This window comes from Syntrophaceticus schinkii (genome assembly GCF_000946815.1).
Lineage (GTDB): Bacteria > Bacillota > DSM-12270 > Thermacetogeniales > Thermacetogeniaceae > Syntrophaceticus > Syntrophaceticus schinkii.
Genome location: NZ_CDRZ01000190.1, coordinates 1 through 18,670 on the forward strand (window position 1 = coordinate 1; position 18,670 = coordinate 18,670).

Consider the following 18,670-nt stretch of genomic DNA (forward strand, 5'->3'; position numbering starts at 1 on the left):
AAAAAGGTAGAAACTCACGCCTACCTTTGTGCAATAGCGCTGATAGCTACAGTAACAGCCGTCAATACAGCTGAAAGAGAACAAAAAGCAGCTTAATTCTAATCAAGAAAGCACTTTAATTACCAAGGGGGTGGTGTCTGCCTTTTTGTAACTAGTAGCTATTATTTACCAGTAATGCTCCATGCGCTGCCGTTATTTGTTAATCAAAAGCGGTGGTCCAGTTGTTAATTTTTGTTTAAACTTTGATTTTTGAATTATGAAATTCTCTCATATAATATTACAAAATCCCTTTATCGCAAAAGTGAAGTATAAATGAAGTATAAATGAATAAAAATAAAATATATGGGTTGCCATAATTTTAATAAGAGGTAGTCTCTCGGAAACGAACCTATATCTGGTAGTAACCGGGATGAAATAAGTACCCAAAAATGCTTTGTGCTCTTTGACAACTTCATATAGCAATGGTGAGAGAGAAAAAAATTGCACTAATGTCTCAAAGGCAATGCTGAAGTAATCCCGGACCCGAGGAAAAAATCCAGGGTTAGAGAAGAAGCAAACCGAAAAAAGGAGTTACGCTGTCTTATCTATCAACCCTAACTTAAGAAAAAGAGAATGCCCCAATTTATTAACTTGAGCATCCAGGTGTTGGTTAACAGCGGCCAGAGAGGCGATCCAGAACCAGCGCTTCTCAGCTCGCAGCCGTGCTCTTTCAATAGTGTAATCCACCAAAATACGTTTTAATGTGCGTTCCACAGAGGTGCGTTTAGCAAATTTGATCTTCCAAGCCTTAGAATCCCGGGGCGTTTTGGTAAACAAGCGCAGATCGTCTTTTGGCTTCGTATGGATAACCCGTCCGTAGGAAGAAGGAGAACAGAGCTTTTTCTGAGCGCACATATCCGGGCACTTATACAAAGGACAACGCCATTTTAAACGGCTGCGCTTACGATCGACACCCCAATACTTCATTTTTAAACCGGCGAACAGATAGGAATGCCCTGCTCATTGCACTCAGCGGGAGGAAGAGAAGGCTGACCCTTCCTTCGCTTATTCAGACAAATAAAAGGCTCAATCTCATGAGTTTCAAGAAGCTTATAAATGTCAGCGATAAATACCCTTATCCTTACAGAGGATTGACAGAGGGACGGGGGTCATGTCATCCAGGATGGTGACATGACCCCCGTCCCTCTGTCACTCTCTGTCACTTCACATCTATGTTGACTGTTATATGTATATACCCTATAATAGGCTCATATAAAAATAGTGACTCTTAAGTATAATTATATGTTATCAATATGGGGGTTGCAGATGTTAGTCACAGGAATTGACATCGGTTCTATGTCAACAAAGATCGTCATTTTAAATGACAACCATTTATTTAATGCAATCTCCTCCACCGGTTGGAGCTCTCGCAGGTTAGAGCAAATCGATTATCAGATAGCGGTTGACTGTCTTGCTTCCTGCCAGGCTAATTTCGTTGTTGACATCGGTTGTACAGGACAGTAACAAGTGGCGCTGCCAGGGCGGGGCGTTTTTTTTGCGTTCTGAATTTTGTGCTGGTTGCGGATGTTTGTTAATTGGCTGTTCTGCAATTGGCGCAGCATTGATTGTTTGTGATATTGATGATTTGAGGAGGAAAAAGCGGCATGTATCAAAAGATATTAGGCGGTTTGCTGGGTGGAGCTGTTGGGGATGCCATGGGCGCTCCAACTGAGGGGCGTTCCACAAAGCAAATTTTGCAGCACTTCGGTCATGCGGTATGTGATTTTGAAAAGCCGCCGGCAGATTCATTTGGTGCCGGAAATGAGGCAGGGCAGTTGACAGATGATTTCAGCTGTGCCTATTTTATTGCGCGGCATATTGTTGGCCATGACGGCGATATTAATGGGAATATTGTGAGGGAAGCAATTATTGATTGGTCAGAGCATGCGGTGTTTTTTGACCGCTTTGTGGGGCCTACCACGCTGCGGGCAATCCGCAGGTTCAAAGGTGAAAAAATTGATGATTCTGGCGGATTGGATGTTGTTACCCGCCAGGCCACCAATGGTTCTGGCATGAAAATTTCACCCATTGGCCTGTTTAATCCCGGCAATCTTGACCAGGCTATTGCTGATGCCGTTACAGTGACACTTCCTACCCATGATAATCATCTGGCAATTTCCGGCGCCTGTGCTGTTGCTGCAGCGGTGAGCCGGGCTATGCTGCCTGACGCAGATCTTTATAATGTGGTGCAGGCGGGCTTATATGGCGCTTCTGAAGGGGAGTCTATCGGGTTGAAGGTGGGCAAGGAGGTTGCCGGGGCTTCTGTTGTGCGCCGAATGGAAATGGCTGTGGATATTGCCCTGGGTGCCGGAACGCCCTGGGAGAAGATGATAGAAATCGGAGATAGAATCGGCAGCGGTTTGCATGTTGCAGAGGCAATTCCCGCTGCCTTTGGTCTTTTTGTTGCTAATAACGGTGATGCCATGGGTTCTATTAAAGGTGGCGTCAATATTGGCTATGATACAGATACCGTTGCCACGATGGCGGGAGCCATTGCGGGGAACGCTGCAGGGGGCAGGGGCTTTCCCGGGCCACTACCTGGAGCTATTGGATGAAAGGAATCAGATTGATATTTCTGGGTTGGCTGCGGGTATTGAGAAAATTGCTTTGCGCCGTCAAAAGGGGGCAACTTTTCATGCACGATAAAATATTGGGCTGCCTATTAGGGGTGGCAGTGGGAGATGCCATGGGAGCCGCTACCGAAATGCGCTCCTACAATCAGATTGAGGAGTATTTTGGCGGTAAAGTTGTGGACTTTCAAAAACCTCCACAAGATACCTTTGCCCGGGGGCGGGAAGCCGGCCAGGTGACTGATGCATTCAGTATTCCTTACGTTTTAGTGAAGCATTTGATCAGGGCAAAGGGAAAAGCAAGTAAAGAACTGGCAGAGCAGGCGCTTTTGGATTGGGCTGCTCATGAAGAGTGGTTTGAAGCCTTTGCGGGAATGACCACCCGAAAAACGGTGTACAAGCTCCGGGATGGCAAGGATCCCTATCAAAGTAGGCTTTTTGCAAGCAATTACTTTGCTTTATCCTCCAATGGGGCGGCTACAAAGGCGTTTCCACTGGGGCTGCTGCATCCCGGAAAGGTTGACCGGGCCATTGAGGACACCATTGCCATCAGCCAGGCTGTGCATAATGACGCCTATTCTATCTCCGGTGCTTGTGCAGTGGCAGCGGCAGTAAGCTGTGCTCTAGGGTCCGGGTCCGTGTATGAGGTGGTGCAGGCAGGCCTGTATGGTGCTGAAGCGGGAGAAACAAAAGGGAGAGAGGTCGCCAGGGATTACCCGGGACCATCGGTTTTCGAAAGAATGAAGATGGCTATAGCTCTTTCATTAAAGGCAGGGGATGCTGACAGCCGCTGTAAGGAACTGGCTGCCTGTATCGGTAACGGCGCACCGGTAGCGGAAACAGTGCCTGCTGCTTTTGGGCTTTTTATGGCTAATGAGGGGCAGACGATGCCTGCTCTTTATGGTGGAGTAAATATCGGCAATGAGACCAGTGCCATTGCCTCTATTGTAGGGGCCATAGCCGGTGCATTAAATGGTGCACAGTCCATCACACAGGGGTATTTATCAATTATTGACCGTCAAAACAAGATGGACCTGGTGGCATTGGCGAAGGAATTGGAATCTATACTCTAATTTGTCGAAAGGGGCAGCCGGCAGTGGAAGAGGGGAAGAAGCAGCCTTTTTTGCAGGTCAAGAATGTAAAAAAAAGATATGGCCGTGTTGAGGCGCTGCGTGGTGCTGATTTAGAGGTTTATCCCGGTGAAATTTTAGCGATTGTCGGAGATAACGGTGCCGGAAAAACAACCCTGATTAAAACGCTGTCCGGGGCAATCAGCCCGGACAGCGGTGAAATCATGATCGAAGGCAAGATTTATCAGGAGCTGAATCCGAGACAGGCGCTGGATTTGGGAATTTCCACCGTATACCAGGACCTATCATTGGTGAACTGCCGGGATATTGCCACAAATATTTTTTTAGGCAGAGAGCCTATGCGACATAATATTTTTGTGAATAAAAGGAAGATGGTAGCGGAAGCGCAGGAATTTCTGCGACAGTTGGGCATGAAAATCCCTGAAATCCATGCGGAGGTCGGGCAGTTATCCGGGGGACAGCGCCAAGGGGTGGCTGTTGCCCGGGCCATTAGATTTGGCGGCAAGCTGCTTATCTTTGATGAGCCCACCGCTGCTATGGGGGTGCAGGAAACCGCTGCTGTGCTGAATCTTATCCGCAAGCTGGGTCAAAGGGGTTATGCGGTGATTCTGATCAGCCACAACATGTATGAGGTCTTCGAGCTGGCACAGCGTATCAGTGTCATGCGTCAGGGGAAAGTTGTGGCCACGGTTTCTACCAGGGATGTCACGCCTCGTGATGTGGTTGCTCTTATTACGGGAGCCGGCCAAATTCCAAGTTGATTGAGAGGGGATATTACAAAATGGGCGGAAAGCTGCTAAAAATAGCGCAGAGCAGGCACTTTGCTCAAATACTGCTGTTGCTTATTCTTTTAGTTATGGGCGTAGTCTTGTCTTTTCTGTCCCCGTACTTTCTTACTTGGAGTAATTTTTATAACATCTTAGACCAGACAAGTGTTGATATTATTCTTGCCATCGGTATGGTTTTTGTTATCGCTTCCGGTGGTATCGATTTATCCATCGGATCGGTTCTGGCTTACAGCGGTATAATGATGGCTTTTGCTATGAAGGCAGGGATTCCGGTGCCATTGGCTGTTGCTCTGGGAATTTTTGCCGGAGTGGTTATCGGTTTGTGCAGCGGTCTTTTGATTTCCTGCCTGCGTTTAAACCCTTTAGTTACCACACTGGGCTTTATGTCCATTGCCCGGGGTTTGGCATTGATTCTCACAAAATCATCACCGATTTATGGTTTTCCCAATGCCTTTAAATTTATTGGCTCCGGGCGTGTGGGCCCGGTAAATGTTCCTATTATCATTGCTCTGGTTATCGTGATCATTTCCTGCATTCTTCTTAATAAAACCAAATGGGGGTATTATACCCTGGCCCTGGGGGGCAATGAAGAAGCCTTGCGCCGTGCCGGGGTTACTACTTATAAATACCGCACTTCACTTTATGTCTTTTGTTCTCTGATGGCAGCCACTGCCGGAATGATTACCATAGCGCGGTTGAATTCTGCCGATCCTTTGGCTGGCTGGATGGTGGAAACAGATGCCATTGCAGCTGTGGTTTTAGGTGGAACCAGTCTGAGCGGAGGCCGAGGGAGCATCGTGGGAGCCGTTTTGGCCTGTTTGGTGTTGGGCATGTTGGATAATGGCTTAATTTTGATGGCGATCCCTGCTTACTACCAAAAGTTGTTTTGCGGCTTAATTATTATCATTGCGCTGGTGGCAACGGAATTACGTAATCGGAAAGAGCATAGAAACTTCGGCTAAGGGGGGACTGATCATGAAAGTAAATGTGATGCAAAACTTACAGCCTAAAGTTCTTTTAGACTCTGCCTTTCCAGGGCAGGGCTTGCCTATGATCAGCAAGGATGAGCTTATCGACAAAGTTGGTTCTTTTCCTCATGTGGGTGTTGTTTGGCTTGCCGCCGGGGAAATCCAGGTAAGCACTATTGCTGACTTCCTTGCTTGTCCCAAGGATCAGAGTTGGCGTCGTTTAGACAGCGCTAAGGTGGACAGTGGCTATAACGGCTATTGTACCGGCTCTGTTACCATGGATGTTGCCCGGGAGCTCGGTGTGGGTTTTGTGGCTACTGCGGGCATCGGGGGTCTGGATTGGAAGGGAAAGGTTTGCTCTGATATTCCGTCATTAGCGGATTACCCCGGTTTACTGGTGGCAACTGCACCTAAAGATATATTAGATCTAAGGGCAACCATTGCAGCCTGGCGTAAGTATCAGGTGCCGGTTTACGGTTGGAAGACCGACCGGGCTGATGGTTTTCTCTTTTCCTTACAACCGGAGACTTTAGATGGTGTTTATAAAAACGAAAAAAGGGGGCTTTTACTGTGCCCCATTAAACATGAACTACGCTTAAAGGATCAAAATATTTTGGAAGCCTGTCGAAAAATAGGCTTTGAGACACCCGCTGAACAAAGTCCCCATCCTTTGGTAAACGCTTATTTGGCTGAGGTTACCGATGGTCTGGCGTCCCGCTTGCAGTTAGATGCTTTGCTGCATAATATTGCCACTGCATTGCAAATAGAGGAGGAGATGCAGCCATGACAATGACGCCTATTCAACGTGCTGAAGCATTGAAAGAAGGGCGCCGGGTTGATCGTATGCCTTGCGCTCCGATGATTGCGGAATATGCCGCTTGTTTTGCCGGGGTAGATTTACGGGATTATTTGCATTCTGCTGAATTGATAGCGGACTGCCATATCAAATGCTACCGTCATTTTGGTTATGACTCCGTAGGGATTAGTCCCATGGCAGGATTAGCGGAGGCTATGGGAGGAACCCTTGCCTATTCCCCTGATACCCCGCCCTCAGTTTTAAAACATCCTTTGTCCAGCTGGGATGATCTGGATCAATTGAGACCGCCGGATCCTTTGAAAGATGGGCGCTTACCCCTTTATTTTGAAGCAATGGAGCGTATTCGCGATGCGGTGGGCCATGAGGTGAAGGTAGGCAGCGGTATGGGCGGTCCCATGTCGGTGGCTTCTCTCGTCATTGGCACGGAAAACCTGCTGATGGCAATGATTAAAGACCTGATCAGGTGCCATCAATTATTGCAGTTTTCTACAGATATAATCATTTCTTATATGGAAATTTGTGCACAGCGAGGTTTTGGATGCAGCATGGGGGATGGGCTCCTCTCTAAATCTCTTATCAGCACCCGGCTTTTTCGACAGTTTGTGCGTCCCTATTTACAGCAGATTGCTGATTGGTACCGGGATAGGTACGGGAGATCCCCCTCTATGCATATCTGCGGTGATACCAAGAACATATGGCTCGATATGGCGGAAATCGGCTTTGGACGGCTCAGTATTGACGACATGATGAGCCTGGCAGAGGCGAAAAAAGTGGTAGGACACATCAGTTCTTTAAAGGGCAATGTTTCCCCGACACGGGTGCTCCTTTTTGGTACACCGGAGGAGGTACGTGAGGCTTCCTGCCGCTGTTTGGATGAGGCTGCGGATAATCCCAAGGGATTTATGCTTTCCACCGGCTGTAATCTTGCCTGGGGCACACCGCCGGAAAATATTCAAGCGATGCTGGATGCCGCAAGAATTTGGTATAAAGAAAATAGGGGGGTTTGATTCAATGAATAAAAGAGGAGTGGTGTTAGGGCTGGGTGCCACAGCTATGGATGTGGTGATTCGTTGCAGCGATTTGCCAAAAGATGATGGTTTTGCCCAAATTTATGATGAGCGCCGCACCTCTGGCGGTAGCGGAGCCAATGTTTTAGTAACCCTTGCCCAGTTAGGTATTGAGGCGTCTTTAGTGGCAAGGATCGGTGAGGATAGCCTGGGAGAGCAGTTTCGCCGGGAGCTTTTACAAGATGGCGTATCTGACCGCTATTTACAGGTCAAGCCTGGCGGTGTGACCATGTATACCTATGTTTTTGTAGCGGATATGGGTAAGCGTGCTATTTTTGTCAACAGCGGCGACAGCTTTACCAGTTTAAAAGCAGAACATGTAAAAGAAAGCATGTTAGACGGGGTTGATGTTTTTTTCACCGATGGTTATCCGAGTGGTGCTTCTCTGAAACTGGCAAAGGCTGCTAAAAGCCGCAAAGTTCCCGTATTTTTGCAGTTGGAATGTGTTCCTTCTTTTATGGAGGGGGAGTTTACCAATCCCCAGGATTTGCAGGAGCTTTTGGGTTTGGCAGACCTGATTTGTTCTGGCGATGATGTCTATTATGAGTTGTCGGAAGAGCAGGAGGAAAACTCTGCCGTAAAAATCATTTATCGGCGGTACCATCCCTCTTACGGGGTTATTTGTACCATGGGGGAACAAGGGGCTATTTGGTTTGACGGTGAGGATATGATCTCTTGCCCGGTGTATTCCGTGGATGCGGTGGATACTACCGGGGCCGGGGACAGCTTCGTCGGGGCTATGATTTACAGTTATTTACTGCAGGGCATGGACAGGCGGGAGGCACTGCGTTTTGCCAGTGCTTGTGCTGCTATGAAATGCCAGCAGCCGGGCCCCCGTTTCCATGGCAGCGCTGAGGATGTGCTGCATTTTATCAAGGGCTTCCATAGGAAGTAGTTTATATACAAATCATTTATTTAAGGAAGGAGTAAAAATGAAATGAAGAAAAACGGTTTGCTGCTGATCGGTTTGTTGTTAGTTTTGTGCCTGTTTACGCTGATGGGCTGTGGAGGCGAAAAAGATCCCGCTGATAACCGTGCTGGTGATGTAAAGGCTGAAGATGTGGTTAAAAATGATGCGTATACTGATCTGGATCGAAAAATCCTCTCCGCGTTGGAGCCGCTGCCAGATAAGATGGATGGTGTAAAGATTGGCGTTATTTTTCCGACATTCTCCAATCCTTTTTATGTAGCCTCTAAAGAGGGCTATGAAGACGCCGCTGCCAGCATGGGTATCAAGGTTGATGTGGTTGCCGGGGCTACAGAAGATGATGTTGAAGGGCAATTGAATGTATTCAAAACCATGTTGGGTAAAGATTATGATGCTATTATCGTTGTTCCTATCACCGGCATGAACCTAATCAGCGGTGTTGTGGAAGCTAATAAAAAAGGGATTCCTGTCATTTGCAGTGGCACGACATTGGATAAGGATGCTGCTGTTGAGGCCGGTGCAGAAATTGCTGCCCACATGACCTACAATTTCGAAGAACAGGGGTATGTGGGGGCAAAATACATTTCTAAAAAAATCAAAGCCATTGATGGGAAAAATGCCAAAGTGGCTGTTATTGAAGGTTTAGCGGGAGCTTTTCAAGGGGAAGCCCGTCGGGATGGTGCTATTAAAGCTTTCGAAGAGGCCGGTATGAATGTTGTTTCTGTACAAGCCGGGGATTGGGACCGTCAAAAAGCCTTTAATATTGCTACCAATCTGATCCAGAGCAATCCTGATTTGAAAGGGATTTGCTGCGCTAACGATACCATGGCCTTAGGTGTTGTAGAAGCATTGAAAGTTGCAGGCAAGAAGGATCAAGTATATGTCACCGGCATTGACTTCCTGGATGAAGCCCGTCAATCCTTGAAAGCCGGAGAATTAGATGGTTCAGTTGCCATGGCTCCCTATATCTCAGGGAAGGGGAACCTCACTCTGGCCTTAAAAGTTCTTCAAAAACATGACATTTCCAAGCAAAGCTATTACAGCCCCATTGCTTTGATTACTCAGGAAAATGTCAATGAGTATGACAGCTGGAAGTAGCTCCATATTGTTGTAGCAGCGATGATTACTTCTGGAAATTATGTGTAATGCCGAATGACATGGGCACAGTGGTTTTTATTCATTGTGCCCTTCTTTTACAGTTTTGGTATATAAGCTTTCTCTGTATGCCTTTGGCTATATATAGGAGACTTATGTTCATTATAGGAGGTCATTATGTTTAAAACACAGCAGGAAATGCTGCAGGCGCTATTTGATGCGGTGGTGAATATGGAGGATGAAGCCATTGGTGAACTGGCAGAAAACTATATTAAAATGGGCTACCCTGCTTTGGAAGGGATTACCCAGGGTTTGATTCCAGGTATGAAAAGGGCGGGGGATTTGATGGAGCAGGGAGAATACTCGATCCCGGAAGTTCTGATTTGCTCCTTAGCCCTGGACAAGGGACTGAATGTTTTACGCCCGCATTTGGCAAACGATAAGCGGGAGAAAAAAGCAAAGATTGTCATCGGCGTTGTGGAGGGGGATATTCATGATATTGGAAAAAACCTGATACGAATTATGCTGGAGGTTGAAGGGTATCGGGTTTATGATTTGGGTAAAGATGTGCCTCTTGAACGATTTGTAAAAAAGGCTAAAGAGGTGCAGGCGGACGTTATTGCAATGTCGTCCTTGATGTCTACCCCTATGCTGGGGATGGGAAAGGTTATTGATATGCTTAAGGAGGAAGGTTTACGGGAAAAAATCAGGGTAATTGTCGGCGGTGCCTCGGTTTCTCCAGCATTTGCCAAAAAAATAGAAGCGGATGGTTATGCTAAAAATGTAGCGGAAGTGTTAGCGTTAATGGATGGCAGCCGCGGGGACCAGCCACGGGGACGGTGACTTTGGCAGGTGTTGCTGCTAACGGTACCCTGCCCGTAAGGGTGCAGTTTACCACCCGACTTTTGTCGAATGCGGTTGTCAAATCGAAACTGATCTAGAAAGTGATCCGCCCGATCTTATGAATCTGATCCACTTGGTCACTATACTGCCGTTATTATAACTGTTAAGAGGGGATTCCCTTTCAAGGGGAAGGTCATTTTTCGCATTCATGTAGGGGAAATGTTCTATTTACAGCGAGAATCCCAACCGCTGTACCCATTGGTGTTTTCCAAGCCGTAAATCAGGGGCAGACCCAGCTTTACAGCCATCTTGTTTACTCGTTTTGCCAGCTTATTAAATTCACTGGGTTTGTTTTCAATCACAATCACATCTAATTTCTCATTCCAGCAATTCACCATTACAGCGGTATGGGTATCCTTGTGCAAGTCCATACCGACATGAAGGTTTTGTGCGAGAAATCACATACCCAAAAGCAACCATCAAATATGGCCTTATCCCCTATTTACAAAAAAGTCAGGGTGGATAATCAAACGGCCACCTTTGTGCAAATATTTACATCGATGATTGTTTTACTGCCATTAATAATGATTGATGGAAATATTTTAACGATTGTACGTCTGGATGCCGCGGCAGTTTCATCTACCATTCTATGGGTGTATTACATACAGGTGTGGCCTATACCATGTTCTTTTCCCTTTATGCACATATGAAATCTGTTGAAATAGTGTCCTATAGTTTTCTAGAGCCTTTATTCGATATTTTATTCAGTATAATCTTTATCGGAGGGACATTAACATTCCCTCAGATTATTGGCGGATTTTTGATATTGAGTTCCACCTATATCGGGGAAATGCTTAAGGATAGAAAATTATCTAAAGAAAAAGATCCTATTCAAATATAAGGGAGCGTCAAACTGTTCACACCTTTATTATCAATCACTCCCATTGGTTGTAATGATTGGGCTTCCGTCTGAATTTAATAAAGGTGTTAGCCCCCCTGCAGCACCGACAGAACAAAATAGATAATTTACCCCTGTCGTTTTATCTACGATAATTTTTATATAAGTACCAGTCGGAGAGCGTACACCTTTAACTTCAAAACCATATTCCTTTTTTTCCATAATTGTTTACCTCGTATAATAGATTTACGGAAGGTTTGCAACTGGCAATCCGTATGTTGCCGAGCGGGTAATACCCGCGATATATAATTTGACTGTGCGTCGAACGTGGTGGAATAATATTATTCCTCATAAGTGGACACGTTCCAATATTCCCATTTTCATAAATTGTTATCTTACCATCAATACAAGGATTATGTTTTAAATTATGAAAAAAGTTAGCTGGTTTAATTATTTTAGGATAGAGAGAATTTCATAATTCAAAAATCAAAGTTTAAACAAAAATTAACAACTGGACCACCGCTTTTGATTAACAAATAACGGCAGCGCATGGAGCATTACTGGTAAATAATAGCTACTAGTTACAAAAAGGCAGACACCACCTTGAACGATATATCGCTGCTGCCTTTAAGAATAACCCTTTGTAAAATTCCAATTTTGGTACATTTATTGCCGACTCTAGTAAATTCGGAGATATTGTAAATGATGATATTTTATTTTCTTGTTCATCTGTTACATAAGCATGAAACGCACAAATTTCAGCAACGGATAAATACTCAATTGATTCGTTTAATATTTTGCCAACTCCTTTAAAGCCTGTTTGTATTTTTCCGTTACCTTCACCATATTATTTAAAGTTTTTGTTGGAATTCGATCAGCCCAACTCGGTTTTAGCCCTAAAGCACGGAGTTGAGATGAAGGAAACTAAGCTTTTTTAATTTTTTCCTTAACAACAGTCATATCTATTTCCCTCCTCCAACCTTTCTTGTTATTAGCATATATTAACTTTAGAGTTTTTTCAAGAAAATATCTTACCGTAGATTTACTCTTCTCCATTTATTCGTTCCTTTTTAAAAATGTTCGTTTAATATCTTTCCTTATCATATGAGAAAATTTCATTCTAAAAAACTCATTGAAATCAAGGCTTTGAAGGCCTAAAATAAAGGCTTCACCCCAACTTTTGCCGAATTATAAGGTAAATCAAACCAAATAAAACAAAAGTGGAAAGGGATGAAGCTACCTTGTATATTCGACGAAGATGCATTAAAAATGTGTGACAGAGGGACGGGGGTCATGTCATCCAGAACGGTGACACGACCCCCGTCCCTCTGTCACCTAGGAGTGTGAATTTCATGATTGTACAATTGCACATTCCAATCATAAAAAACAATGTTGGTTAATGCCAAACACAGAAGTGAAAATGTCGCACCGATAAAGATTGCTACAAGTTCCCATCTTTTATTGCCTTTTCTTTTCCCTCTGATTTGGGTCTAATAAAAAGGAAAGCAACATTTTCAATGGTTAAAAGAATAGTCAGCACAAATAATGAATATCAATTGTGTTTGTAATACATCTGTATAATCAAAGTTTGATGAATTTTGAATAATGCCGCTAATCCACCTGTTAGCGCTGTTGTTTTTGGTGTTGTATTTTACGAAGAATAAACATACAATAATATCAACAAGGGGAGGGTGTTGTTATGCCAAATATCAAGCCGGTTTCGGATTTGCGAAATTACACTGAAGTTTTGAAGGATGTCGCCGTGGGCGCGCCGGTCTTTTTGACAAAGAACGGCAGGGGGCGCTATGCGCTTGTTGATATTGCAGAGTACGAGAAAATGCAGGCGACAATCAAGCTAATGGGCGAGTTGGCCAAGGGGAGGAAATCTGGGGAAGATAAGGGTTGGCATTCACATGAAGACGTGAAGGCGCATTTCAAAGAGAAAACCCATGAATAAGCTGTATTATTCCCCGGAGTTCCTTAATGACCTTGACGAGATATGGGAATACATTTTTGAAAGCCTGCAAAACCCTGCCGCCGCCCAAAACACGGTGAACGACATACTGGACAGCCTAGAAAAGTTGCAGGATTTTTCAGAGATGGGGCCGCCCCTGTCCTCGGTCACAGAAATCGAAACTGATTATCGCTTTCTTGTATGCGGAAACTATCTTGTTTTTTACCGCGTGAAAGGCGAGGATGTCTATATAGACCGCATATTATACGGCAGGCGCGATTATCTTCGTATCCTATTCGGCAACCCATTTGAAAAACCAACCAAGTAGAATTCTGCCATTAAATAAAAAGCTTTTTTACCTCTTGTGGCTTTTTAAGGGTGCAATGGGTGGGGGGCGTGTGCGAAAAACCGGAAGACATTGGGCAAGGTTGTCTCAGCGGATAGAGGGATTCATATGAAGATTGCGGCGGCAGCAGTTGCATGGATAAACAATTGAAGAACAAGGACATATCCTAAAAATTATAACTACCGGCTATCACGCAGTTAGTCGTTAATTGCCTCAATGCCGAGCCGTTTAAGCTCGTCAAGGTGATCCTGCATTTTCCATAGCTCCTCAGGGGAGTGTCCATCCCAGTCCAAGGCTTCGCCTACTACACCTAGGGGCTGCTTGGTACGATATGATCGTTTTTTTTAATTTCAGTACTCCAGCCTTTTTATCAGTCGAATCAAGTACCCATTATTCAACGCATCTATGAATTTATCTTCAAAAGTTACACTTACAACTAAGTACAGCAGAAGGGAAGCAATCACATCAAAATCCTGCGTTTCGACATCAACATCAAAGACCTTTTCAAGTTTAATTTGCTTATTATGTAAAATATTAAGCCATTCGTAATCATATTGAAACTCATCTGCAATAGCCCTGCATAAATCATCACACTCATAAGATACAATAAGGTTTTCACCTTCTTCATCATCGCCATATACATCGCATTCTTCGGAATACGGAATCCCATAATACATATACAGGTGACCGTGATCTTCCAGGCTCGGGATGTGTTTTACTATTTTACTATATTTACTTTTCATGGCAACCTACCTTTCTTCGTTATAACCCTTTAATCAAAAGTCTGTTTTGCTTAAATTCCTCAAAGCCATTCTTTCCATAAAGGAATCAGCTGACAACCGCCGCACTTCCGGTAGCTGGGGCAGGGTGACCGGCATTTTCTGCTTTTAATTATAACCATCTGTCACAGGGATTAGCAACTGCAAAAATGTCTGGGGAAGCATTATTGTCCTCCACTGATGACAGAGGGTGACAGAGGGACGGGGGTCATGTCATCCAGGACGGTGACACGACCCCCGTCCCTCTGTCACAGGGATTGTATGTAAATGTTGGAGGCCTGCCTCAGGGGGGTATCCTCCCACGTAAGGTAATAATCAGGATAATTTTAGATTTGCAGGTTTTTACCGGATATAATAAAAGGTTCTTATAGCAAAAGGAAAGAATATTAACAAGAATATTAAATTGTTACGAAAAATTAAGTTTCATTTGGAATAAAAGGAGAAAGCAGTATGTGGAAGCTGAAAAAAGCTGCCAGGATTGTCGCAACCTTTTTTGCTGTTGTTATTTTGATCTGTGCGATATATTCTGCCGGGTGGGCGCTACTGCACGCGGGCAGCGGCAGTGGGGGTTTTGCTGCCATGCTCGAGAAGGCCTTAGAACATTTTCTGTATACCATCGGGTATGGGGAGAGCAAAGAAAGCCTCTTGGCTCAGAATATTTTCGCCTTGATTGGCATTGTTACGGTCACGCTGATGACGACTTACCTGACCATTAATCTTTTTTGGCGGATGGACGATGTCAAAATCAGCAGCCAAATTCCGATCTGGCTCGAGGAGAACAATAAATACTTCGCCTCAGTTTTGATCGCCAACGAGGGGGAAGGCATCTGTAAGCTGAAGGGGGACTTCATGGCCTGTGACGAAAACGGGGAAGAGATTTCAAAGAGCAAAAGCTTTGAAAAGCCGCTTCTCATCAAAAAGTCATTCTGGAAGATCGACATACCAGTGGAAAACAGCTTTTTGTATAAAGTACTACGGACGATGCGAAAGTGGAAACTTCCCTGCAGGCTTTATTTGACATTTTCTTTTGTTGACACAGCCACCGGTCAAGAGAGCATCAAAGTTGTTGAATATACTGTAAATGATATTTTTGCAGTGGAGATGCCAGGTGGTTTTTCGGCCGAACCGGGTCGGAAGTGGAAGGAGCGTGCTGAACTGCAAAAGTCGTCTGTGGCAGACAAGGTGTTCGACGATTGGATTTGCAGAAATGTTATCCCGTTGTTCCCAGGAGCGGCGATTCCGATAGAAAATGGCGGAAAAATTTATATTTTACCGGCGGCCGATGGCGGCTTTTTGGCAGAAGCCGATTTTTCGTGCGGGTGTGCCTACAACGAAACGCATTTTGTGATGGCTCTGCTTGACTATAGAGCAAACCCGATGGACTGGTCGACCTATTACAGTGAAAACGCGGTGTTTCTGGCAGAGTTGTCTGGGAACGATGAGATCGGAAAGGTGACCATCGAAATCAAGTCAAACGGAAGAAAGCGGGAACTGCTGAAAAAGGAGGTGAAGGTATCACAGGAAGCAGCGGTCTTTTGTTTCCCGCTACAGGAAATGATCGAAAAAAACGCCGACGAGGAAATTATCGAGAGTTTTGAGAGTGTAAGTGAGATTTGCTTCACGGTGTTTTTCAGCAACATCCTTGCGTCAAAGGCAAAATTTTCGGTTCACCGATGTGTGCTGAAAATTTAGGAACGGTGCGAGGCTTGCTTTATTGGATCTGCTTCAATAAATCCCACTATAGTGGCGTTTGTCCACAACGCATTCAGTCCCCGTAAAGTGCAAGCAGTTCACTTCTGTGTTTGCATGGGTTCAAGTCTGTGTTCGCAGGGGTTTGGGCTGTACAGGGGGGTGGACAAATACTTTTCACCTCGGTCAGGGAGCAGGGTTACAATGAGACCTTTATCAAGTTTCTTGGCCAGCTCCACAGCGACATGAAAGGCTGCGCCGGCGCTCATTCCGGAAAAAATGCCCTCTTCTCTGGCCAGCCGCTTGGTCATGACAAAGGCATCTTCGTCAAGGATATTTACCTTTTCATCCAGCAGGGCCGGGTTGTATAACTTTGGAACGATCGCTTCCTGCATGTTTTTTAAACCCTGAATTTTGTGACCTTTAAACGGTTCCACTCCGATTACCTTTATGTTGGGGTTAAATTCTTTCAGGCGCCGTGAACAACCCATAAGTGTTCCTGTTGTTCCCATTCCTGCAACAAGATGAGTTATCTCGCCCTTCGTTTGTTCCCAGATTTCGAAAGCCGTAGTTTCATAATGGGCCAGAGCGTTGCCATTGTTATTATACTGGTCAGGCATAAAATAAAGCTCAGGATTACCAGCATAGAGCTGACGCGCTTTTTCAATGGCCCCGTCTGTTCCTCTTTCACCTGGGGTCAGGATGATTTCGGCTCCAAATGCCTCCAGTATTTTCCGGCGCTCTTCGCTCATCGATTCAGGCATAGTGACCAGCAAGCGGTATCCTTTGACTGCTGCAACCATGGCCAGGCCTATACCGGTATTGCCGCTGGTCGGTTCCAGGATGATCTTGTCTTTGGTTAACTCCCCGTTTTTTTCGGCTGTAGTGATCATGTATAGAGCAACTCTGTCTTTTATGCTTCCGCCGGGGTTGGTACCTTCCAACTTGACAGCTATCGTTACCTTGGGGTTGGGGTTGAGCCGGCTTATTTTAACCAAAGGTGTGTGTCCAATCGTCTCCAGTAAACTTTCCTTCAAGGATAGGCCCCCTTTATTCTTATATCAATTATAACATACTCCAAGCCAGCCACGGGGACCAGCCACGGGGACGGTGACTTTGGCAGGTGCTGCCAAAACGACGGTACCGGTTACCACCCGACTTTTGTCGAATGCGGTTGTCAAATCGAAACTGATCTGCTTGCTCATTTCTGCTTGCTCATTGAAAGTGATTCGCCATGATCTTTTGAGTCTGATCCACGTGATCACTGGATCACCATTTGGTGTCCTTAGTGGCGTTGATATCACCGGGCACCATAATCGGTTTGCATACGGTACCCGGGACTATGTGTCAATGTCAACAACCCGGAAATCTCCGCTTCGAACGGGCCGGCGGCAGAGCTTGGGACGATAGCCGATACACGTTACAAGGATTCTCAGTCCTATATTGCGAATTATGGTAAGCAAATGGATGTTAACTGCAGTTCACTTGATAGATGAATTAGGGAATTGAAAACCCCGGGAGCCACAGTCCTCAAGGGGTTGGGGGATGGAACGGATGGGGACGGTTATTATAGTGCGAACCGAATACTTTTACAGAATGGGCTGACAAAACATGCATAAAGGAGCAATCAATTACATTATAAAAATTTTTCTCCAGAGAACTTTTGGATTACTGTTGTATCTATTGGGCACAGGCTGGGTTTTTTATTTAAGGGGCTCTGTTTACTTCATTTTGTACTATGTGACAGCACTTTTTTCTTGTCTTGTTATGTACCGAGTCAATCTGGAAACACTGAGTGAACGCAATAAGATAGGCACCACCACTCCAATATGGGATAAAATTCTGCTCGGCGTATATTGGTTATTATCCTTTTTTATTATTTATCTTGTAGCTGGGCTTGAAGCAAAAAAGGCTCCTGCAATTGGCGGACTGTTTTATATAGGGATTGTCTTGGTTCTTTTGGCAACAGCTCTTTCACTTTGGGCTCTTATGGTTAATACCTTTTTGGAATCGACCGCCAGAATCCAGAATGACCGCAATCAGGCAGTATGTAAAAAGGGTCCATATAGAATAATTAGACACCCAACGTATTTAGCAATACTTATCTGGTGTATTTCTATGGCATTTATCTTTGAAACTATTTTTGTTTGTGCTGTCTCTGTGGTTATCGTCTCTATCGTTATCATTAGAACATATTTTGAAGATAAAATGATGAAAAATGAATTAAATGGATATAAAGAATATACTCAGGAGGTCAGATATAAATTATTTCCTTATATTTGGTAGCCTCAATTAAGCGATGCCTTATTTAAAAAGCATGCAGGATGCACACCAAGTAAGTATTTAGCAAGCTCGGGGAGAAAAGCGTCTCCCTTGCAACGGTACCGGTTACCACCCGCATTTTGTCGAATGTGGTTAAGTCAAGGATCAGACATCTGTAGGCCTGAGTGCTACAGACCAGAACTGACGCATAGCCTCTAACTACTATGCCCGACAAGGGTTTCCAGAGACTAGAAGAAATATTTTATCGAAAAAGGAACTGGACAGCGGTAATTAATTATGAGACAATAGTGTGGGTTATTATCAAAGGGGGCCTGCACTATGACAAAACAATACGACAACCAAGTCTTGGTAAGCGGCAGATATTTCACCGAACAGGAACTGCAAGATGTTAAGGAAATAATACGCATGTTTCCGAAACTAAGCCTTACCGAGCTAGCAAATACGGTCTGTGAGAACTTAGATTGGGTAACACCGAATGGTCGGAACAAGACAGCCTTCATTAGCCTACAGCTTTA

At 44.8% G+C, this 18,670-nt stretch carries 21 protein-coding genes and 1 pseudogene; 16 read left to right on the top strand and 6 right to left on the bottom strand.

Going from position 1 to position 18,670, the window contains the following annotated elements; genetic code table 11:
* Nucleotides 1-570: 570 nt before the first annotated feature.
* Complete coding sequence (locus SSCH_RS07255) at nt 571-912, bottom strand: hypothetical protein (protein WP_332306911.1); 342 nt, start codon at nt 910-912, stop codon at nt 571-573.
* Nucleotides 913-1,305: 393 nt separating this feature from the next.
* On the opposite strand from SSCH_RS07255, the gene SSCH_RS07260 reads away from it, so the two are divergent.
* The 10 genes from SSCH_RS07260 (at nt 1,306) to SSCH_RS07305 (ending at nt 10,206) form a co-directional block, all read left to right on the top strand.
* Entirely contained in the window at nt 1,306-1,503 is a 198-nt protein-coding gene (locus SSCH_RS07260; RefSeq protein WP_044664883.1) for a hypothetical protein, read from the top strand.
* A gap of 140 nt (nt 1,504-1,643) precedes the next feature.
* On the top strand, nt 1,644-2,594 hold the full coding sequence (locus SSCH_RS07265; protein ID WP_198142250.1) for an ADP-ribosylglycohydrolase family protein: 951 nt from the start codon (nt 1,644-1,646) through the stop codon (nt 2,592-2,594).
* Nucleotides 2,591-3,682 carry an ADP-ribosylglycohydrolase family protein gene (locus SSCH_RS07270; protein ID WP_232294284.1) on the top strand — a complete coding sequence of 364 codons (1,092 nt, stop codon included), beginning with the start codon at nt 2,591-2,593 and terminating at the stop codon, nt 3,680-3,682. The genes SSCH_RS07265 and SSCH_RS07270 overlap by 4 nt, the downstream gene beginning before the upstream one ends.
* 23 nt (nt 3,683-3,705) lie before the next feature.
* Nucleotides 3,706-4,461, top strand: a complete 756-nt coding sequence (locus tag SSCH_RS07275; RefSeq protein WP_044664885.1) for an ATP-binding cassette domain-containing protein — start codon at nt 3,706-3,708, stop codon at nt 4,459-4,461.
* 20 nt (nt 4,462-4,481) lie between these two features.
* On the top strand, nt 4,482-5,450 hold the full coding sequence (locus SSCH_RS07280; protein ID WP_044664886.1) for an ABC transporter permease: 969 nt from the start codon (nt 4,482-4,484) through the stop codon (nt 5,448-5,450).
* A gap of 13 nt (nt 5,451-5,463) precedes the next feature.
* On the top strand, nt 5,464-6,243 hold the full coding sequence (locus SSCH_RS07285) for a pseudouridine-5'-phosphate glycosidase (protein ID WP_044664887.1): 780 nt from the start codon (nt 5,464-5,466) through the stop codon (nt 6,241-6,243).
* Between the two features lie 2 nt (nt 6,244-6,245).
* A complete protein-coding gene (locus tag SSCH_RS07290) occupies nt 6,246-7,280 on the top strand; it encodes a uroporphyrinogen decarboxylase family protein (RefSeq protein ID WP_232294285.1) in 1,035 nt (344 codons plus the stop codon).
* Nucleotides 7,281-7,284: 4 nt separating this feature from the next.
* On the top strand, nt 7,285-8,235 hold the full coding sequence (locus SSCH_RS07295; RefSeq protein WP_044664889.1) for a carbohydrate kinase family protein: 951 nt from the start codon (nt 7,285-7,287) through the stop codon (nt 8,233-8,235).
* Between the two features lie 42 nt (nt 8,236-8,277).
* Nucleotides 8,278-9,366, top strand: coding sequence for a sugar ABC transporter substrate-binding protein (locus SSCH_RS07300; RefSeq protein WP_044664890.1), 1,089 nt, complete (start codon nt 8,278-8,280; stop codon nt 9,364-9,366).
* A 174-nt stretch (nt 9,367-9,540) separates the two neighbouring features.
* Entirely contained in the window at nt 9,541-10,206 is a 666-nt protein-coding gene (locus SSCH_RS07305; RefSeq protein WP_044664891.1) for a corrinoid protein, read from the top strand.
* A 224-nt stretch (nt 10,207-10,430) separates the two neighbouring features.
* On the opposite strand, the gene SSCH_RS17535 is transcribed toward SSCH_RS07305, so the two are convergent.
* Nucleotides 10,431-10,604: a hypothetical protein gene (locus tag SSCH_RS17535; RefSeq protein ID WP_198142251.1), complete on the bottom strand. Its 174-nt coding sequence runs from the start codon at nt 10,602-10,604 to the stop codon at nt 10,431-10,433.
* 251 nt (nt 10,605-10,855) lie between these two features.
* On the opposite strand from SSCH_RS17535, the gene SSCH_RS19105 reads away from it, so the two are divergent.
* Nucleotides 10,856-11,107 (top strand): EamA family transporter, encoded by a 252-nt coding sequence (locus tag SSCH_RS19105; protein ID WP_198142253.1) that lies wholly within the window; start codon nt 10,856-10,858, stop codon nt 11,105-11,107.
* A gap of 30 nt (nt 11,108-11,137) precedes the next feature.
* Here the strand turns inward: SSCH_RS19105 and SSCH_RS07315 are convergent, their stop codons facing one another.
* Together SSCH_RS07315 and SSCH_RS20900 are read right to left on the bottom strand one after the other, a co-directional pair.
* A complete protein-coding gene (locus tag SSCH_RS07315; protein WP_044664892.1) occupies nt 11,138-11,326 on the bottom strand; it encodes a DUF6440 family protein in 189 nt (62 codons plus the stop codon).
* Between the two features lie 702 nt (nt 11,327-12,028).
* A complete protein-coding gene (locus SSCH_RS20900; RefSeq protein WP_269746143.1) occupies nt 12,029-12,160 on the bottom strand; it encodes a hypothetical protein in 132 nt (43 codons plus the stop codon).
* A 643-nt stretch (nt 12,161-12,803) separates the two neighbouring features.
* Between SSCH_RS20900 and SSCH_RS07320 the strand changes: the two genes are divergently transcribed.
* Both SSCH_RS07320 and SSCH_RS07325 read left to right on the top strand, forming a co-directional pair.
* Complete coding sequence (locus tag SSCH_RS07320) at nt 12,804-13,061, top strand: type II toxin-antitoxin system prevent-host-death family antitoxin (RefSeq protein WP_044664893.1); 258 nt, start codon at nt 12,804-12,806, stop codon at nt 13,059-13,061.
* On the top strand, nt 13,054-13,386 hold the full coding sequence (locus SSCH_RS07325) for a type II toxin-antitoxin system RelE/ParE family toxin (protein WP_044664894.1): 333 nt from the start codon (nt 13,054-13,056) through the stop codon (nt 13,384-13,386). The genes SSCH_RS07320 and SSCH_RS07325 overlap by 8 nt, the downstream gene beginning before the upstream one ends.
* Nucleotides 13,387-13,754: 368 nt before the next feature.
* Here the strand turns inward: SSCH_RS07325 and SSCH_RS07330 are convergent, their stop codons facing one another.
* A complete protein-coding gene (locus SSCH_RS07330) occupies nt 13,755-14,147 on the bottom strand; it encodes a hypothetical protein (RefSeq protein WP_044664895.1) in 393 nt (130 codons plus the stop codon).
* A gap of 486 nt (nt 14,148-14,633) precedes the next feature.
* Here SSCH_RS07330 and SSCH_RS07335 point away from each other — a divergent pair, with 486 nt between their 5' ends.
* On the top strand, nt 14,634-15,875 hold the full coding sequence (locus tag SSCH_RS07335; RefSeq protein ID WP_044664896.1) for a hypothetical protein: 1,242 nt from the start codon (nt 14,634-14,636) through the stop codon (nt 15,873-15,875).
* Between the two features lie 98 nt (nt 15,876-15,973).
* Here the strand turns inward: SSCH_RS07335 and SSCH_RS07340 are convergent, their stop codons facing one another.
* Nucleotides 15,974-16,909 carry a PLP-dependent cysteine synthase family protein gene (locus SSCH_RS07340; protein WP_044664897.1) on the bottom strand — a complete coding sequence of 312 codons (936 nt, stop codon included), beginning with the start codon at nt 16,907-16,909 and terminating at the stop codon, nt 15,974-15,976.
* Nucleotides 16,910-17,612: 703 nt separating this feature from the next.
* Between SSCH_RS07340 and SSCH_RS07345 the strand changes: the two genes are divergently transcribed.
* Both SSCH_RS07345 and SSCH_RS07350 read left to right on the top strand, forming a co-directional pair.
* Nucleotides 17,613-18,158 (top strand): methyltransferase family protein, encoded by a 546-nt coding sequence (locus SSCH_RS07345; RefSeq protein ID WP_198142255.1) that lies wholly within the window; start codon nt 17,613-17,615, stop codon nt 18,156-18,158.
* 315 nt (nt 18,159-18,473) lie between these two features.
* Nucleotides 18,474-18,670, top strand: a pseudogene (locus tag SSCH_RS07350) (hypothetical protein); the annotation flags it as partial.

Coding starts and splice junctions, on each gene's coding strand:
- SSCH_RS07330 (WP_044664895.1), bottom strand. CDS start 14,147: ATGAAAAGTAAATATAGTAAAATAGTAAAACACATCCCGAGCCTGGAA.
- SSCH_RS19105 (WP_198142253.1), top strand. CDS start 10,856: ATGGGTGTATTACATACAGGTGTGGCCTATACCATGTTCTTTTCCCTT.
- SSCH_RS07290 (WP_232294285.1), top strand. CDS start 6,246: ATGACGCCTATTCAACGTGCTGAAGCATTGAAAGAAGGGCGCCGGGTT.
- SSCH_RS07335 (WP_044664896.1), top strand. CDS start 14,634: ATGTGGAAGCTGAAAAAAGCTGCCAGGATTGTCGCAACCTTTTTTGCT.
- SSCH_RS07315 (WP_044664892.1), bottom strand. CDS start 11,326: ATGGAAAAAAAGGAATATGGTTTTGAAGTTAAAGGTGTACGCTCTCCG.
- SSCH_RS07300 (WP_044664890.1), top strand. CDS start 8,278: ATGAAGAAAAACGGTTTGCTGCTGATCGGTTTGTTGTTAGTTTTGTGC.
- SSCH_RS07325 (WP_044664894.1), top strand. CDS start 13,054: ATGAATAAGCTGTATTATTCCCCGGAGTTCCTTAATGACCTTGACGAG.
- SSCH_RS07305 (WP_044664891.1), top strand. CDS start 9,541: ATGTTTAAAACACAGCAGGAAATGCTGCAGGCGCTATTTGATGCGGTG.
- SSCH_RS07295 (WP_044664889.1), top strand. CDS start 7,285: ATGAATAAAAGAGGAGTGGTGTTAGGGCTGGGTGCCACAGCTATGGAT.
- SSCH_RS17535 (WP_198142251.1), bottom strand. CDS start 10,604: ATGGTGAATTGCTGGAATGAGAAATTAGATGTGATTGTGATTGAAAAC.
- SSCH_RS07260 (WP_044664883.1), top strand. CDS start 1,306: ATGTTAGTCACAGGAATTGACATCGGTTCTATGTCAACAAAGATCGTC.
- SSCH_RS07320 (WP_044664893.1), top strand. CDS start 12,804: ATGCCAAATATCAAGCCGGTTTCGGATTTGCGAAATTACACTGAAGTT.
- SSCH_RS07270 (WP_232294284.1), top strand. CDS start 2,591: ATGAAAGGAATCAGATTGATATTTCTGGGTTGGCTGCGGGTATTGAGA.
- SSCH_RS07285 (WP_044664887.1), top strand. CDS start 5,464: ATGAAAGTAAATGTGATGCAAAACTTACAGCCTAAAGTTCTTTTAGAC.
- SSCH_RS07265 (WP_198142250.1), top strand. CDS start 1,644: ATGTATCAAAAGATATTAGGCGGTTTGCTGGGTGGAGCTGTTGGGGAT.
- SSCH_RS07280 (WP_044664886.1), top strand. CDS start 4,482: ATGGGCGGAAAGCTGCTAAAAATAGCGCAGAGCAGGCACTTTGCTCAA.
- SSCH_RS20900 (WP_269746143.1), bottom strand. CDS start 12,160: ATGGAGAAGAGTAAATCTACGGTAAGATATTTTCTTGAAAAAACTCTA.